The organism is Geobacillus vulcani PSS1 (genome assembly GCF_000733845.1).
GTDB classification, from domain to species: domain Bacteria; phylum Bacillota; class Bacilli; order Bacillales; family Anoxybacillaceae; genus Geobacillus; species Geobacillus vulcani.
The window spans coordinates 3,291,938-3,308,148 of record NZ_JPOI01000001.1 but is presented as its reverse complement, the minus strand read 5'-3'; the positions used below and the strand labels follow the sequence as shown (position 1 = coordinate 3,308,148).

The following is a 16,211-nucleotide window of genomic DNA, read 5'->3' as shown; positions in this document are numbered from 1 at the left end:
CCCCTGTTTTGACAAAACATCTCCTTTTTCACCGCCACCGATTGACAGACTTTCCCTCGCAAGGTGCTATATACTTGTTTCAGACAAAGCCGATATGGGCGGGGGAGGGGCTTGACGGTTGGTCGTCTATCTCGATGTGATTTGGCTGTTGAACGTCTGTTTTGACGCGTTGCTTCTTTGGCTGACGGCGCTCATGCTCAAGCGGCCGATCGTCTGGTGGCGTCTGTTGGCTGGGGCGTTGATCGGTTCGTTGCTTGTTATATTGCTGTTTACCCCGTTTTCCGCCATCGCCCAGCACCCGTTGGTAAAAGTAGCTGTTTCAGTGTTGATCGTGTGGGCCGCCTTCGGGTTTAAGCGCCCGCGCTATTTGCTTGAGAATATGCTGGCGTTTTACTTTGCCACGTTCGCCGTCGGCGGCGGCATGCTGGCGGTTCATTATTTTTTCGCGCACCAACTGTCCGTCCGCCAAGGAATGCTTCTCATGCATCATCCCGGAGCGGGTGATCCGGTCAGTTGGCTGTTTGTTGTCATCGGGTTTCCGGTTTTATGGCTTTTTTCCCGCCGAAGGGTGGAGGCGATTCGCGAAAAAAAACTGCGGTTTGAATATATCATTGAGGTCAAGATCATATGGGACGGGCGGCCGCTTACGCTGCGCGGCTTGATTGACAGCGGCAACCAGCTCGTTGATCCGTTGACCAAAACGCCGGTGATGGTAGTCGAACAGGAAAAAGCGAAGGCCGTGCTTCCTGAGGAGCTATTGGGTTGTCTCAGCTCTCCCATGATGCTGACTTCCCTGCCGGAGCGGTGGGTTCATCGCCTCCGCCTCATTCCGTACCGCGCGGTCGGCAGTGGTCCACAAATGATGGCGGCGGTTAAGCCAGACCGCATTATGCTTCGGTACGAAAACGAATGGTTGGAAGTAGCGCAAGGGCTTGTGGCGCTAAGCGCTGATCCGCTGTCGACGGATGGGGAGTACGACTGCATCGTCCATCCGAAAATGGTGCAGGCGGGAAGAAAGCTGACCGCTTCGTAGGTTTTGTTAGTATATCATACTCACTTTTGATCCGTTTAGAAGGGGGATTTTCATGAAAAAATGGAAACTTCGCTTCATGTACTGGCTGTATAAGCTTTTGGCCAAGCTTGGCCTGAAGGCGGATGAAATTTATTATATCGGAGGCAGTGAAGCGCTCCCGCCGCCGCTGACAAAAGAAGAAGAGGAGCAGCTGATTGCCAGGCTCGCCGCCGGTGATGACACGGCGAGATCGCTTTTGATCGAACGCAATTTGCGTCTTGTCGTCTATATTGCCCGCAAGTTTGAAAACACCGGCATTCACATTGAAGATTTGATCAGCATTGGAACGATCGGCCTCATTAAAGCGGTCAACACATTCAACCCAGAGAAGAAGATCAAGCTGGCGACATATGCGTCGCGCTGCATTGAAAACGAAATTTTAATGTATTTGCGCCGCAACAACAAAGTGCGGGCGGAAGTGTCGTTTGATGAACCGCTCAATATCGATTGGGATGGCAACGAGCTGTTGCTTTCCGACGTGTTAGGCACGGAAGACGACGTGATTACGAAAGATTTGGAAGCGGATGTCGACCGGCGCTTGCTGCTCAACGCCTTGCGCCAGCTGAGTGACCGCGAAAAGCAAATTATGGAATTGCGCTTTGGCCTCTCCGGCGGCGAAGAAAAGACGCAAAAAGACGTTGCTGATTTGCTCGGCATTTCGCAATCGTACATATCGCGTCTGGAGAAGCGGATCATTAAACGGTTGCGCAAAGAATTCAATAAAATGATGTAAGCGGGTGGCGGAAGCGAAATTCCGCCGTTTTTTCCGCGTCGGACAGGCTGTGCATATTTTTCCCTTCCAAGGAGATACTGAAAACTGACGACTTAGCATCTCCTGATGGGAGGGAACAACTTGACGAGGAACAAAGTCGAGATTTGCGGCGTAGACACTTCGAAGCTTCCCGTCCTCAAAAATGAGGAAATGCGTGAACTGTTTCGACGGATGCATGAGGGGGATTTGGAGGCGAGAGAGAAATTAGTAAACGGCAACTTGCGCCTCGTGTTGAGCGTCATTCAGCGCTTCAACAACCGAGGCGAATTTGTCGATGATTTGTTTCAAGTCGGCTGCATCGGACTTATGAAATCGATTGATAATTTTGACCTCAATCAAAACGTGAAGTTTTCCACTTACGCAGTGCCGATGATCATCGGCGAAATCCGCCGCTATTTGCGCGACAACAACCCGATCCGCGTTTCGCGCTCGCTGCGCGACATCGCCTATAAAGCGTTGCAAGTGCGAGAGCGGCTCATGAGCGAGACGGCGAAAGAACCGTCAACCGAGGAAATTGCCAAAGAACTCGGCGTCGCCCATGAGGAAGTGGTTTTTGCCCTCGATGCCATTCAGGATCCTGTTTCGTTGTTTGAGCCGATTTATAACGACGGCGGCGACCCCATTTACGTGATGGACCAGCTGAGCGATGAACGCAACCGCGACAGCCAATGGATCGAAGAAATCGCCTTGAAGGAAGGGCTTCGGCGGTTGAATGAGCGGGAAAAAATGATTATCCGCAAACGATTTTTCCAAGGAAAGACACAAATGGAAGTAGCCGAGGAAATCGGCATTTCCCAAGCGCAAGTGTCCAGGCTCGAAAAAGCGGCAATCCGGCAAATGAATAAAAACATCCAAGTGTGACAGGCTGCAGGTGCAGCCTTTTTCTTTGGCACATAACTGCACATTTGGCTTCATATAGATGAAAAAGAGGGAGAGAGGAAAGGCGGGGAGAAAAACCGTGATGAGAATTTCTGAATTTCAGACGAAAGATGTCGTCAATGTAGCCAATGGGAAAAAGCTTGGCAATATTGGGGACATTGATATTGATTTAGATACTGGAAAAATCCGCTCGCTCATTATTTTAGGCGCTGGAAAGATGCTCGGGCTGTTCGGCCGCGAAGAGGCGGTCGTCATTCCATGGCAGAACATCGTCAAGATCGGAGCCGATGTGATTTTAGTCCGCCTTCATGATTCCGATTAAACGGCTGGTGCAACGATTGGCCCCGTCGCTTGCAACGCAGCAGGACGACGTTGCAGACCTTTCCGCTTTTCGTGGGCAGATCGGCTATGCCGCCAGCGCGGTTTTCGGGCGGCAATGGGGGTTGGACAATTTCCGCGGCAATGTTTCGACAAAATCATAAATAAAGGTTATCATGGACAAACAAACTATGATAAAATAGGAAAAAAAGTGATAAAAAACTACAAAAAACAGCGTGAGGTTGACGCGAATGCCGGACATTTTTCAACAAGAAGCCGGCGGATGGCTCCGCTGCGGTGCGCCTCCGTTTGCTGGAGCCGTCGCTGGATTGACGACGAAACATGGCGGGGAGAGCAAAGGGCCGTTCGCTTCGCTGAATATGGGGCTGCACGTCGGCGACGATCGCACGGCTGTTGTCAACAATCGTCGCCGTCTCGGAGAATGGCTCGTTTTTCCGCTTGAGCATTGGGTGTGTTGCGAGCAGGTGCACGGTGCCGAGATTCAGAAAGTGACCAAACACGACCGCGGGAAAGGGGCCGATGATCGGGGCACCGCCATTCCGGGCGTTGACGGGCTGTACACAGCGGAGCCGGGAGTGTTGTTGGCTCTTTGTTTCGCTGATTGCGTGCCCGTTTACTTTGCGGCGCCGTCGGCTGGACTGTTCGGTCTTGTTCATGCCGGCTGGCGGGGAACGGCGCGTGGGATTGCACCAAAGATGGTGCAGCGTTGGCGGGAGCAGGAACGGATTGAGCCAGGCGCCATTTATGTCGCCATTGGCCCCGCTATCGGTCGGTGCTGCTACACGGTCGATGATCGGGTGATCACCGGTTTGCGCGCGGCTCTTCCGAAGGATCGCCCGTTGCCATGGCGGGAAACAAGCCCTGGGCAATATGCGCTCGACTTAAAGGAAGCCAATCGGCTTCAGTTGATCGCGGCTGGCGTTCCGAACAGCCATATTTATGTGTCAGAACGCTGTACAAGCTGTGAGGAAGCGTTGTTTTTTTCCCATCGCCGCGACCGCGGAACGACCGGAAGGATGTTGGCGTTTATCGGCCGAAGGGAGGAGACGGCATGACGGTGCGCGACAACTTGGCGGCCATTCGCCGGGAAATCGAATCGGCCTGCGCCCGCGTCGGCCGTGATCCGGCCGGCGTGCGCATTGTGGCTGTCACTAAATATGTCGATGCCGAGCGGGCGATGGAGGTGCTTGACGCCGGCATCGCCGACCTCGGCGAAAACCGCTCTGACCAATTGATCGAAAAGTATGCACAGATCGGAAATCAAGCGACGTGGCATTTCATTGGGACGCTCCAGTCGCGCAAAGTAAAGGATATCATCGACAAGGTCGACTATATTCATTCGCTCGACCGTCTGTCGCTCGCGAAAGAAATTGAAAAACGGGCGGTGCGGCCAGTAAAATGTTTTGTGCAAGTGAACGTGTCCGGGGAAGTGACCAAACACGGGCTCGCCCCCGAAGAAACGATTCCGTTTATTGAACAACTTCGCGCCTTTTCGCGCATCGAAGTCGTCGGATTGATGACGATGGCGCCGTACACGGACGACGAAGCGGTATTGCGCGCTTGCTTCCGCCGATTGCGAGTGCTGAAGGAACACGTTCAGGCGATGGGAATGGCCCATGCGCCATGCACCGAACTGTCAATGGGCATGTCAAACGATTACACGATCGCCATTGAGGAAGGAGCGACGTTTGTGCGCATCGGGAGCGCGCTTGTTGGATCATTGTAGGAGGTGAAACCGGATGGGATTGATGAAAAAATTCCGTGATTATTTTTTAGAAGAAGACTACGAAGACTATGAAGAAGAATATGAGGCGCCACAGCCGGAAGAAGAGGCGCTGCCGAAGACGGCAGGCAAGGCGAACGTTGTCAGCCTGCAAAGTGTGCAAAAATCGGCGAAAGTGGTGCTTGCTGAGCCGCGGGTGTATGCCGAGGCGCAGGAGATTGCCGACCATTTGAAGAGCCGGCGCGCCGTCATTGTCAACTTGCAGCGCATCCAGCATGAGCAGGCGAAGCGGATCGTCGACTTTTTAAGCGGTACGGTGTACGCCATTGGCGGCGACATTCAGCAAGTCGGCACGAAAATTTTTTTATGCACCCCGGAAAACGTCGACGTCAGCGGCTCGATTTCGCTCGACGGCGAGGATGACAGACCGATGAAGAGGTGGTAGCTGTTGGATTATGTACTCACGTTTTTGACGACAGTGATTCAAGTGTACTCGTATGCGCTGATCATTTATATTTTAATGTCGTGGTTTCCCAATGCGCGCGAAACGCGGTTTGGACAGATGCTTGCCGCCATTTGCGAGCCGTATTTGGAGCCGTTTCGGCGCGTCATTCCGCCGCTTGGCATCATTGACGTCTCCCCGATCGTTGCGTTTATCGTCCTTGAATTTGCGACAAGAGGTCTTCACGCCCTGTTTGACATTCTTCAGTCGCAGTTTTAGCTTCGTTTTGTGCGCATGGCGCCGCCGCTCTCTGTCCGGAAGGGCGGAACTCACAGGCAGGAATCCGTTGTGGGTTCCTTTCTTCTATGAAAGCAAGGTGACGTTGAGTGGAGCTGTATCAGCATTTTCGCAAAGAAGAACATCCGTTCATTGATCAAGTGCTCGAGTGGAAGGAGATGGTGAGCCGTCAGTACGCTCCGAAGTTGACCGATTTTCTCGATCCGCGCGAGCAGCAAATCGTGCAAAGCCTCATCGGCAACGGCGGGGACGTGCGCGTCTCGTTTTTTGGAGGGGCTTCGTCTGTCGAGCGGAAGCGGGGGCTGCTCTATCCGCCATATTTTGCGCCGGAGGAAAACGATTATGAGATCGCGCTTTTTGCGGTTCGTTATCCGGCGAAATTCGTTTCCCTTGAACATCGCGACGTGTTGGGGGCGCTGATGTCGCTTGGCTTGCGGCGCGGCAAGTTTGGCGATATTCTCGTTCGGAATGGAGAAATTCAGTTTTTTGTTGCTGCCGAAGTCGCCGACTATGTTCGTCTGCATGTCGAAACGATCGGCAAAGCCCGGGTGGCGTTGGAGCCGCTGCCGCTGTCGGCTGCCATGCCGCTTGCTGAAACGTGGGAGGAAGGAACGGTCACGGTGTCTTCTCTAAGGCTCGATGCTGTGCTCGCTCAGGCGTTTCGCCTTGCGCGCGAGAAAGCGCGTGCGCTTGTTGAAAGCGGGCTTGTCAAAGTCAACTGGAAGGTGGTGGACAAGCCGGATTTCCTCTGCGGACCGGGCGATGTCCTGTCGGCGCGCGGTTTTGGCCGCTGTAAGCTGTTTTCGGTGGAAGGGCCGACGAAAAAAGAGCGCTGGCTCGTTCAGATCGGCCGACAAAAATAAGCAAATGACGGCAGGAAATCGGCAAACCGTGTCGAATGAAAGTGAAGAAAAGGAATGATGGAGACGGAGGTGGCCGTTGTGCCGTTGACGCCATTGGATATTCACAACAAGGAATTCAGCCGCGGGTTTCGCGGGTATGATGAAGACGAAGTGAACGAGTTTCTCGATCAAGTCATTAAAGACTATGAAATGCTCATCCGTGAAAAAAAGCAGCTAGAAGAAAAAGTGGCCGAACTGACGGAAAAGCTGAACTACTTTGCGAACATTGAAGAGACGCTCAATAAGTCGATTCTTGTTGCACAGGAAGCAGCGGAAGAAGTGAAGCGGAATGCGCAAAAAGAGGCGAAGCTGATCATTAAAGAGGCGGAAAAAAACGCCGAGCGCATCATCAGCGATGCATTGGCGAAATCGCGGAAAATCGCCCTCGAGATCGAGGAGCTGAAGCGGCAGTCGAAAGTGTTCCGCGCCCGTTTCCGCATGTTGGTCGAGGCCCAGCTCGATATGATCAACAGCCGCGATTGGGACGAGTTGATGGAGTATGAGGCGCCGGATTTGGAAGAAGGGGCGAGAGAACCGCTGTCACAGCCTTGACGAACCGAAGGCCTTTCAGTTATAATAGTTGGCAAAAATCGCCGCATCAGCCGCCGTGGGAGGCGGTTGGCTTTTTTCCGGATGGATCGCGAAATAACCATCGACGATGAAAGGGACAGTAGCTCTTGCACGACCGGTCGTAGCGAGCCGGGGATGGTGGAAGCCTGGCATCGGCGCAAGAGTGAACATCACCCTGGAGTTCCATGCCGAAACAACGAGTAGGACATGGCGCGTCATTCCCGTTACGAATGGAAAGAGGGCTGTGCGTCTTTGGCATGGCCAAGAAGGGTGGTACCGCGAGACCGTTCTCGTCCCTTGCCGGGAGAGAACGGTTTTTTTATTTGGAATTATATTGTTCAAAGGAGGAGCAACGATGGATTACAAAGAAACACTGCTCATGCCGAAGACCGAGTTTCCGATGCGCGGCAACTTGCCGAAGCGGGAACCGGAAATGCAAAAAAAATGGGAGGACATGGACATTTACCGGAAAGTGCAGGAGCGGACGAAAGGCCGGCCGCTGTTTGTCCTGCACGACGGCCCGCCGTACGCCAACGGCGACATTCATATCGGCCATGCGTTAAACAAAATTCTAAAAGACATCATCGTCCGCTACAAATCGATGAACGGCTATTGCGCCCCGTACGTGCCGGGCTGGGATACGCACGGCTTGCCGATTGAAACGGCGCTTGCGAAACAAGGCGTCGACCGCAAATCGATGAGCGTCGCCGAGTTTCGCAAGCGGTGTGAGCAGTACGCGTATGAACAAATCGACAACCAGCGCCGGCAGTTCAAGCGGCTCGGGGTGCGCGGCGATTGGGACAACCCGTATATCACCCTCAAGCCGGAATACGAAGCCCAACAAATTAAAGTGTTCGGTGAAATGGCGAAAAAAGGGCTCATCTACAAAGGACTGAAGCCGGTCTATTGGTCGCCGTCGAGCGAATCGGCGCTCGCCGAAGCGGAAATCGAATACAAAGACAAACGCTCACCGTCGATTTATGTGGCGTTTCCGGTGAAAGACGGCAAAGGCGTGCTGGACGGCGACGTGCGGATCGTCATTTGGACGACGACGCCGTGGACGATTCCGGCGAACTTGGCGATCGCCGTTCATCCGGAATTGGACTACCATGTCATCGACGCAAACCGGCAGAAATACGTTGTCGCCGCCTCCTTGGCCGAATCAGTGACGAACGAAGTCGGCTGGGCGTCGTGGTCCGTCGTCAAAACGGTCAAAGGGAAAGAGCTTGAATACGTGGTCGCCCAACATCCGTTCTACGAGCGCGACTCGCTGGTCGTCTGCGGCGAGCACGTCACGACCGACGCCGGCACCGGCTGCGTCCATACGGCGCCGGGCCACGGGGAAGACGACTTTCTCGTCGGGCAAAAATATGGGCTTCCGGTGCTCTGCCCGGTCGATGAGCGCGGCTACATGACCGAGGAAGCGCCCGGGTTTGCGGGTCTGTTTTATGAAGAAGCGAACAAGGCGATTACGCAAAAGCTTGAGGAAGTCGGAGCGCTCCTGAAGCTCGGCTTTATCACCCACTCGTATCCGCACGACTGGCGGACGAAGCAGCCGACGATTTTCCGGGCGACGACGCAATGGTTTGCCTCGATTGATAAAATTCGCGGCCAGCTCCTTGACGCCATTAAGGAAACGAAATGGGTGCCAGAATGGGGCGAAATCCGCATCCATAACATGGTGCGCGACCGCGGCGACTGGTGCATTTCCCGCCAGCGCGCGTGGGGTGTGCCGATTCCGGTCTTTTACGGCGAAAACGGCGAGCCGATCATCACCGATGAGACGATCGAGCATGTGTCGAACCTGTTCCGCCAATACGGCTCGAACGTTTGGTTTGAGCGCGAGGCGAAAGACTTATTGCCGGAAGGATTCACCCATCCGTCAAGCCCGAACGGCATCTTTACGAAAGAAACGGACATTATGGACGTCTGGTTTGACTCCGGCTCGTCGCATCAAGCGGTGCTCGTCGAGCGCGATGATTTGCAGCGTCCGGCTGATTTGTACTTGGAAGGGTCTGACCAATATCGCGGCTGGTTTAACTCGTCGTTGTCGACGGCGGTCGCCGTTACCGGCAAAGCACCGTATAAAGAGGTGTTGAGCCACGGCTTCGTTTTAGACGGCGAGGGGCGGAAAATGAGCAAATCGCTCGGCAACGTCGTCGTGCCGGCGAAAGTGATGGAACAATTTGGCGCCGACATTTTGCGCCTTTGGGTCGCCTCGGTCGACTATCAGGCCGACGTGCGCATCTCTGATCATATTTTGAAACAAGTGTCGGAAGTGTACCGGAAAATCCGCAACACGTTCCGGTTTATGCTCGGCAATTTGTTCGACTTCGATCCGAACCAAAACGCCGTTCCGGTTGGGGAGCTTGGCGAAGTCGACCGCTATATGCTGGCAAAGCTGAACAAGCTGATCGCCAAAGTGAAAAAGGCGTATGACAGCTACGATTTTGCCGCCGTCTATCATGAGATGAACCATTTTTGCACCGTGGAATTGAGCGCGTTCTATTTGGATATGGCAAAAGACATTTTGTACATTGAAGCGGCTGATTCGCGCGCCCGCCGCGCCGTGCAGACGGTGCTGTACGAGACGGTTGTCGTGTTGGCGAAGCTCATCGCCCCGATTTTGCCGCACACGGCCGATGAAGTGTGGGAGCATATCCCGAACCGGAGAGAAAACGTCGAAAGCGTCCAGCTCACCGACATGCCGGAGCCGATCGCCATCGATGGCGAAGAAGCGCTGTTGGCGAAATGGGATGCGTTTATGGATGTGCGCGATGATATTTTCAAAGCGCTCGAGAACGCCCGCAATGAAAAAGTGATCGGCAAATCGCTGACCGCAAGCGTCACGATTTATCCGAAAGACGAGACGCGCAAGCTGTTGGCGTCGCTTGACGCTGATTTGCGCCAGCTCCTCATCGTCTCTGCCTTTTCGGTCGCCGATGAACCGTACGACGCCGCACCGGCGGGAGCCGAACGGCTTACCCATGCGGCGGTTCTCGTCCGCCCGGCCGAAGGCGAGACGTGCGAGCGGTGCTGGACGGTGACGAAAGAAGTCGGCGCCGATCCATCGCATCCAACGCTTTGCCCGCGTTGTGCGCACATTGTGAACGAACATTATTCCGCGTAGCGAAAAGCGGCAAGGCGGCCTCAAGGGGCGGCCTTGCCGCTTCATTTGTTTGCCATGGCGAATTATGCTACAATGCAAAAAGGATGAATGAGAAGGACAGGAGGATTTGGCACGGTGGCATATTATTGGCTCGCGGCGGCGGTCATCATCCTCGATCAATGGACGAAATGGCTTGTCGTCCGCTCTATGCGGCTTGGGGAAAGCATCCCGATCATCGATAATGTGCTCTACATTACGTCGCACCGCAATCGCGGAGCGGCATGGGGCATGCTGGAAGGGCAGTTTTGGCTCTTTTATTTGATTACGGTGATCGTCGTGGCGGCGATCGTGATTTACATCCGCCGCCTGAAGCCTTCCGAGCGCCTGGCCGGCGTGGGGCTTGGGCTGATGCTCGGCGGGGCGATCGGCAATTTTATCGACCGCGTATTCCGGAAAGAAGTGGTTGACTTTATCCATACGTACATCGGCACGTACAGCTTTCCGGTGTTCAATATCGCCGACTCGGCGCTGACAGTCGGCGTCATCTTGCTGTTTATTCATCTATTTTTTTTCGCGACACCAGAGAAAGGGAATGAGTAGATGGACACGATTACATTTCACATCGAAGACGAATATGACGGCGAGCGGATTGATAAAGTGATTGCGGCGCTGAATGACGAATGGTCGCGTTCGCAAGTGCAGCAATGGATCAAAAACGGGCTCGTGACGGTCAACGGCCGCACGGTGAAGGCGAATTACAAATGTGAAGCGGGCGACTCGGTCGCCATCTCGCCGCCGGAGCCGGAGCCGCTTCATGTGGAGCCGGAGCCGATTCCGCTCGACATTTATTACGAGGACGAGGATGTCCTTGTCGTCAACAAACCGCGCGGCATGGTCGTCCACCCGGCGCCCGGGCATATGCGCGGCACGCTGGTGAACGCTTTGCTCGCCCATTGCCGCGACCTATCCGGCATCAACGGCGTGCTGCGCCCCGGCATCGTCCACCGGATTGACAAAGATACATCAGGGCTGTTGATGGTGGCGAAAAATGATGCCGCCCATCGCTCGCTTGTTGAGCAGCTCGTCAACAAAACGGTGACGCGCCGCTACAAGGCGATCGTCCATGGCGTCATTCCGCATGATTACGGCACGATCGACGCTCCCATCGGCCGCGACAAACGCGACCGAAAAAAAATGGCGGTCACCGAAGAAAACGGCAAAGAAGCCGTCACTCATTTCCGCGTGCTCGAGCGGTTTCGCCGATATACGTATGTCGAATGCCAGCTGGAAACGGGACGGACGCATCAGATTCGCGTCCATATGAAATATATCGGCTACCCGCTCGCCGGCGACCCGCAATACGGGCCGAAAAAGACGCTCCCGATCGACGGTCAGGCGCTTCATGCCGGGGTGCTTGGCTTCCATCACCCGCGAAGCGGCGACTATTTGGAATTTGAAGCGCCGTTGCCGCCGGAGTTTGCCGAGCTGCTCGAATGGCTGCGAAAAAACGATTGACAAACGAACACGCTCCCTTTACAATGAGAACAGGTGAACAGGAACCTTTAAGTTCAGTCCTGTGAGGCTGAAAAGGGGTCGGATCAACAAGAGATAGGCAGCGTATGCCCGTTTTTTGAAACATGATGGGCCGCACCCCCGCTTCACAGGCGGGGGATTTTTTTGTGCAAACAGGAAAACGCGAGCAAAACGTCATCGACCATTGGACGAATCCGAGGGCTGGCGCCGATGCATGAGAGCGGCAGGCCCGGTTGGAGGAGGTGGACGGAATGCAAAAGGCGGTTGTAATGGATGAACAGGCGATTCGCCGCGCGTTGACGCGCATCGCCCATGAAATCATCGAACGGAACAAAGGCATTGACGGCTGCGTGCTGGTCGGCATCAAAACGCGCGGCATTTACTTGGCACGCCGCCTGGCTGAGCGGATCGAACAAATTGAAGGGGCGCCCATTCCGGTCGGCGAACTCGATATTACGCTGTACCGCGACGATTTGACGGTGAAAACGGATGACCATGAGCCGCTTGTCAAAGGGACGAACGTACCGTTTCCGGTCAGCGAACAAAAAGTGATTTTGGTTGATGACGTGCTGTTTACCGGCCGGACGGTGCGGGCGGCAATGGATGCCATTATGGACTTGGGCCGCCCGGCGCGCATCCAGCTCGCCGTGCTGGTCGACCGCGGGCATCGGGAACTTCCGATCCGCGCCGATTTCGTCGGCAAAAACATCCCGACCTCGAGCGCGGAAATGATTGTCGTCGAACTGTCCGAAGTCGATGGCGTCGATCAAGTATCGATTCATGAAAAATAGCGCAAGCTCCCTTTTAAGCGCAGTCCCGCGAGGCTGCCAAAGGGGCGGAATGGTTTCGGCTGTTTCTGCACCCTCTTTGTGCCTTCGCGGGCCAAAGAGGTTTTTTTGTGCACATACATTCGCTGATCAGGCGAAAGGAGCGGAGAACATGAACAAACCGGTGTTGGATATTCAAGAGCGCCCGACGGTCGGGCAATGGGTGACATTAAGCTTGCAGCACTTGTTCGCGATGTTCGGTGCGACGATTTTGGTGCCGTATTTGGTCGGGTTGGATCCGTCGATCGCCTTGCTCACGAGCGGGCTTGGGACATTGGCGTTTTTGCTCATCACGAAATGGCAAGTGCCGGCGTATCTCGGTTCATCGTTCGCCTACATCGCGCCGATCATCGCAGCGAAAACGGCCGGTGGCCCGGGGGCGGCGATGATTGGCAGCTTCCTCGCCGGGTTGGTGTACGGCATTGTCGCTCTCATCATTAAAAAAGCGGGCTACCGCTGGGTGATGAAGCTGTTGCCGCCCGTTGTCGTCGGCCCGGTCATCATCGTCATCGGCCTCGGCTTAGCCGGCACAGCGGTCGGGATGGCGATGAACGGCCCGGACGGCAAATACAGTCTGCTCCACTTTTCCGTTGCATTGGTGACGCTTGCCGCCACGATCATTTGCTCGGTGCTGGCGCGCGGCATGTTGAGCCTGATTCCGGTGCTTGTCGGCATTGTCGTCGGCTATGTTTACGCCCTCGCCGTCGGACTGGTTGACTTGTCGAAAGTGGCGGCGGCGAAATGGTTTGAATGGCCGGATTTCCTGATCCCGTTTGTCGACTATCCGGTGCACGTCACGGCGCAGATCGTCATGCTCATGGTGCCGGTGGCGATCGTCACCTTGTCGGAGCACATCGGCCATCAGCTTGTGCTAAGCAAAGTCGTCGGCCGCGACCTCATCCAAAAGCCCGGGTTGCATCGCTCGATTTTAGGCGACGGCACGGCGACGATGATTTCCGCCTTGCTTGGCGGGCCGCCGAAAACGACGTACGGGGAAAACATCGGCGTGCTGGCCATCACAAGGGTGTACAGCGTCTATGTGCTGGCTGGCGCAGCGGTCATCGCGATCGCTTTCGGCTTCGTCGGCAAAATCACGGCGCTGATCAGCTCGATTCCGACGCCGGTCATGGGCGGCGTCTCGATCCTGCTGTTTGGCATCATCGCCTCGTCCGGCTTGCGCATGTTGGTGGACAGCCGCGTGGATTTCGGCGAAACGCGCAATTTAGTCATCGCCTCGGTCATCTTAGTGATCGGCATCGGCGGCGCGGTGCTCAAAATCAGCGAGAGCTTCCAAATCACAGGAATGGCGCTCTCAGCGATTGCCGGCGTCCTGCTCAATTTAGTGCTGCCGGGGCGGCCGTCAGCCGTGGAAAACATGTTTGAAGAAGAAAAAAACGACCATGTCGCTTAATCGAACAGCACCTTTTAATTAAGTCCCGTGAGGCTTAAAAAGGTGTGAAACGAAGCGCACCGGGCCGGAGTCTGCCCTCGGCTTCACCGGGTGGCCATCATCACACCTTGCCTCGATGGCAAGGTGTTTTTTTTATCAAAAACGAAAAGGGAGAGAAACCGATGACCCATCTGCTCACGTTAAGCGAACTGCCGCTTGCAGACATCAACCGCTTGCTCGATGAAGCGGAATCGTTCCGCCGCGGGCGCCGGTGGCGTCCGGCGGCGCCGATGTATGTCGCCAATTTGTTTTTCGAACCGAGCACGCGCACGAAATGCAGCTTCGAGATGGCGGAACGAAAGTTAGGGCTTCACGTCATTCCGTTTGACCCGGAACGCTCGAGCGTGCAAAAAGGGGAAACGCTGTACGACACGGTAAGAACGCTGGAAGCGATCGGTGTTGACGCCGTTGTCATCCGCCATCACGAAGATGCCTATTTCGAAGCGCTCCGTCATGCGGTTGGCATCCCGATCATCAACGCCGGCGACGGCTGCGGGCACCATCCGACCCAATCGCTCCTCGATCTGCTCACGATTCGCCAAGAGTTCGGGACGTTTGCCGGGCTGACGGTGGCGATCATCGGCGACATCCGCCATAGCCGCGTCGCCCGCTCCAATGCAGAAGCATTGACAAGACTTGGCGCCAACGTGTTGTTTTCCGGCCCGCCGGAATGGAAAGATGATGCGAATCCGTACGGGACATACGTGGAAATCGATGAGGCCATCGTCCGCGCTGATGTCGTGATGCTGCTGCGCATTCAGCACGAGCGCCACGCCGAAGCCATGGGGCTGACGAAGGAAGAGTACCACGTGCGGTACGGGCTGACGCTCGAACGGGCGCGGCGGATGAAGCCGGGCGCCATCATCTTGCATCCGGCGCCGGTCAACCGCGGGGTCGAAATCGCGAGCGAGCTGGTCGAAGCGAAACCGTCGCGCATTTTCAAACAAATGGAAAACGGCGTCTACGTGCGGATGGCGGTCTTAAAACGGGCGATGGAAGGGAGAATCGAACATGGCCGTATGGTTGAAACATGGCATGTCGTTCAATAAAGAAGGGAAGCTCGTGCCAACAGATGTGAAAATCGAGGGCGGACGCATCGCCGCCATCGGCCGGGAGCTGCCGGTCGACGGGGAAGGGAACGTGGTGGACGTTCAAGGAAAGCTGATCGCCCCCGGGTTGATTGACGTGCACGTCCATTTGCGCGAGCCGGGCGGCGAAGCGAAAGAAACGATTGAAACAGGCACGCTCGCCGCGGCCAAAGGCGGCTTTACGACGGTGGCGGCCATGCCGAACACGAATCCGGTGCCGGATCGGAAAGAACAGATGGAGTGGCTTTCGCGCCGCATCCGCGAGACGGCGCACGTCCATGTGCTGCCGTATGCGGCGATTACGATCGGGCAAAAAGGGGAAGAGCTGACCGATTTTGCGGCGTTAAAAGAAGCGGGGGCGTTCGCCTTTACCGATGACGGCGTCGGCGTCCAGTCGGCCGGGATGATGTTCGAAGCGATGAAACGGGCCGCGGCCCTCGATATGGCGATCGTCGCTCACTGCGAAGACGATACATTGAAAAACGGCGGCGCGGTGCATGACGGCGATTTCGCCCGCCGATATGGGCTTGCTGGCATCCCGTCCGTCTGCGAGGCGGTGCACATCGCCCGCGATGTGCTGCTTGCTGAAGCAGCCGGATGCCATTATCACGTCTGCCACATCAGCACGAAAGAATCGGTGCGCGTCGTCCGCGATGCGAAGCGGGCCGGCATCCGTGTCACCGCCGAAGTGACGCCGCACCATCTCCTCTTGTGCGATGAGGACATTCCGGGGCTGGATGCGAATTACAAAATGAATCCGCCGCTGCGCAGCCGCGCGGACCGCGAGGCATTGATCGAGGGCCTGCTCGATGGGACGATCGATTTGATCGCCACCGACCACGCACCGCATATGGCGGCGGAAAAAGCAAAAGGGATCGAGGCGGCGCCGTTTGGCATCGTCGGATTGGAAACGGCATTTCCGCTCTTATATACGCATTTGGTCAAAACGGGCCTCGTTACGTTGAAACAGCTCATCGATTGGCTGACGATCAAGCCGGCGCAATGCTTTGGCCTTGACGCCGGACGGCTTGAAGTCGGGGCGCCGGCCGATCTGACGGTCATTGATTTGGAAACGGAAGAAACGATCAATCCAGAGACGTTTGCTTCAAAAGGAAAAAATACGCCGTTTGCCGGTTGGGCATGCCAAGGCTGGCCGGTGATGACGTTGGTCGGTGGAACAATCGCATGGGAGAAAGGAAGGGCATGAC

The 16,211-nt window shown here is 55.6% G+C and carries 17 protein-coding genes and 1 other annotated feature; all 17 genes read left to right on the top strand.

Annotation, left to right across the window (positions count from 1 at the left end):
- Nucleotides 1-118: 118 nt before the first annotated feature.
- On the top strand, nt 119-1,033 hold the full coding sequence (gene spoIIGA, locus N685_RS0117695; RefSeq protein ID WP_031410522.1) for a sigma-E processing peptidase SpoIIGA: 915 nt from the start codon (nt 119-121) through the stop codon (nt 1,031-1,033).
- 52 nt (nt 1,034-1,085) lie between these two features.
- On the top strand, nt 1,086-1,805 hold the full coding sequence (sigE, locus tag N685_RS0117690) for an RNA polymerase sporulation sigma factor SigE (protein ID WP_025949771.1): 720 nt from the start codon (nt 1,086-1,088) through the stop codon (nt 1,803-1,805).
- A gap of 120 nt (nt 1,806-1,925) precedes the next feature.
- On the top strand, nt 1,926-2,705 hold the full coding sequence (gene sigG / locus N685_RS0117685) for an RNA polymerase sporulation sigma factor SigG (protein ID WP_011230628.1): 780 nt from the start codon (nt 1,926-1,928) through the stop codon (nt 2,703-2,705).
- 97 nt (nt 2,706-2,802) lie between these two features.
- Nucleotides 2,803-3,045, top strand: a complete 243-nt coding sequence (locus N685_RS0117680; RefSeq protein ID WP_025039063.1) for a YlmC/YmxH family sporulation protein — start codon at nt 2,803-2,805, stop codon at nt 3,043-3,045.
- A 247-nt stretch (nt 3,046-3,292) separates the two neighbouring features.
- Nucleotides 3,293-4,117 carry a peptidoglycan editing factor PgeF gene (pgeF, locus tag N685_RS0117670; RefSeq protein WP_031410521.1) on the top strand — a complete coding sequence of 275 codons (825 nt, stop codon included), beginning with the start codon at nt 3,293-3,295 and terminating at the stop codon, nt 4,115-4,117.
- Nucleotides 4,114-4,788, top strand: a complete 675-nt coding sequence (locus N685_RS0117665) for a YggS family pyridoxal phosphate-dependent enzyme (RefSeq protein ID WP_031410520.1) — start codon at nt 4,114-4,116, stop codon at nt 4,786-4,788. The genes pgeF and N685_RS0117665 overlap by 4 nt, the downstream gene beginning before the upstream one ends.
- A 13-nt stretch (nt 4,789-4,801) precedes the next feature.
- Entirely contained in the window at nt 4,802-5,230 is a 429-nt protein-coding gene (locus tag N685_RS0117660; RefSeq protein WP_011230632.1) for a cell division protein SepF, read from the top strand.
- 3 nt (nt 5,231-5,233) lie between these two features.
- Nucleotides 5,234-5,506, top strand: coding sequence for a YggT family protein (locus tag N685_RS0117655; RefSeq protein ID WP_011230633.1), 273 nt, complete (start codon nt 5,234-5,236; stop codon nt 5,504-5,506).
- A gap of 107 nt (nt 5,507-5,613) precedes the next feature.
- Nucleotides 5,614-6,387 (top strand): YlmH family RNA-binding protein, encoded by a 774-nt coding sequence (locus N685_RS0117650; RefSeq protein WP_031410519.1) that lies wholly within the window; start codon nt 5,614-5,616, stop codon nt 6,385-6,387.
- 78 nt (nt 6,388-6,465) lie between these two features.
- A complete protein-coding gene (locus N685_RS0117645) occupies nt 6,466-6,978 on the top strand; it encodes a DivIVA domain-containing protein (RefSeq protein WP_011230635.1) in 513 nt (170 codons plus the stop codon).
- A 97-nt stretch (nt 6,979-7,075) separates the two neighbouring features.
- Nucleotides 7,076-7,297: a binding site (T-box leader), on the top strand.
- A gap of 54 nt (nt 7,298-7,351) precedes the next feature.
- Nucleotides 7,352-10,126 carry an isoleucine--tRNA ligase gene (ileS, locus tag N685_RS0117635; RefSeq protein ID WP_031410518.1) on the top strand — a complete coding sequence of 925 codons (2,775 nt, stop codon included), beginning with the start codon at nt 7,352-7,354 and terminating at the stop codon, nt 10,124-10,126.
- 87 nt (nt 10,127-10,213) lie between these two features.
- Entirely contained in the window at nt 10,214-10,705 is a 492-nt protein-coding gene (lspA, locus tag N685_RS0117630) for a signal peptidase II (RefSeq protein WP_084177491.1), read from the top strand.
- On the top strand, nt 10,706-11,620 hold the full coding sequence (locus N685_RS0117625; protein ID WP_031410516.1) for an RluA family pseudouridine synthase: 915 nt from the start codon (nt 10,706-10,708) through the stop codon (nt 11,618-11,620).
- 269 nt (nt 11,621-11,889) lie between these two features.
- Nucleotides 11,890-12,429, top strand: coding sequence for a bifunctional pyr operon transcriptional regulator/uracil phosphoribosyltransferase PyrR (gene pyrR, locus N685_RS0117620; RefSeq protein ID WP_031410515.1), 540 nt, complete (start codon nt 11,890-11,892; stop codon nt 12,427-12,429).
- A gap of 148 nt (nt 12,430-12,577) precedes the next feature.
- Nucleotides 12,578-13,876, top strand: coding sequence for a solute carrier family 23 protein (locus tag N685_RS0117615; protein WP_031410514.1), 1,299 nt, complete (start codon nt 12,578-12,580; stop codon nt 13,874-13,876).
- 161 nt (nt 13,877-14,037) lie between these two features.
- Nucleotides 14,038-14,964 (top strand): aspartate carbamoyltransferase catalytic subunit, encoded by a 927-nt coding sequence (locus N685_RS0117610; RefSeq protein WP_031410513.1) that lies wholly within the window; start codon nt 14,038-14,040, stop codon nt 14,962-14,964.
- Nucleotides 14,927-16,210 (top strand): dihydroorotase, encoded by a 1,284-nt coding sequence (locus N685_RS0117605; protein ID WP_031410512.1) that lies wholly within the window; start codon nt 14,927-14,929, stop codon nt 16,208-16,210. Before N685_RS0117610 ends, N685_RS0117605 begins: the two co-directional genes overlap by 38 nt.
- Nucleotide 16,211: the final 1 nt, after the last annotated feature.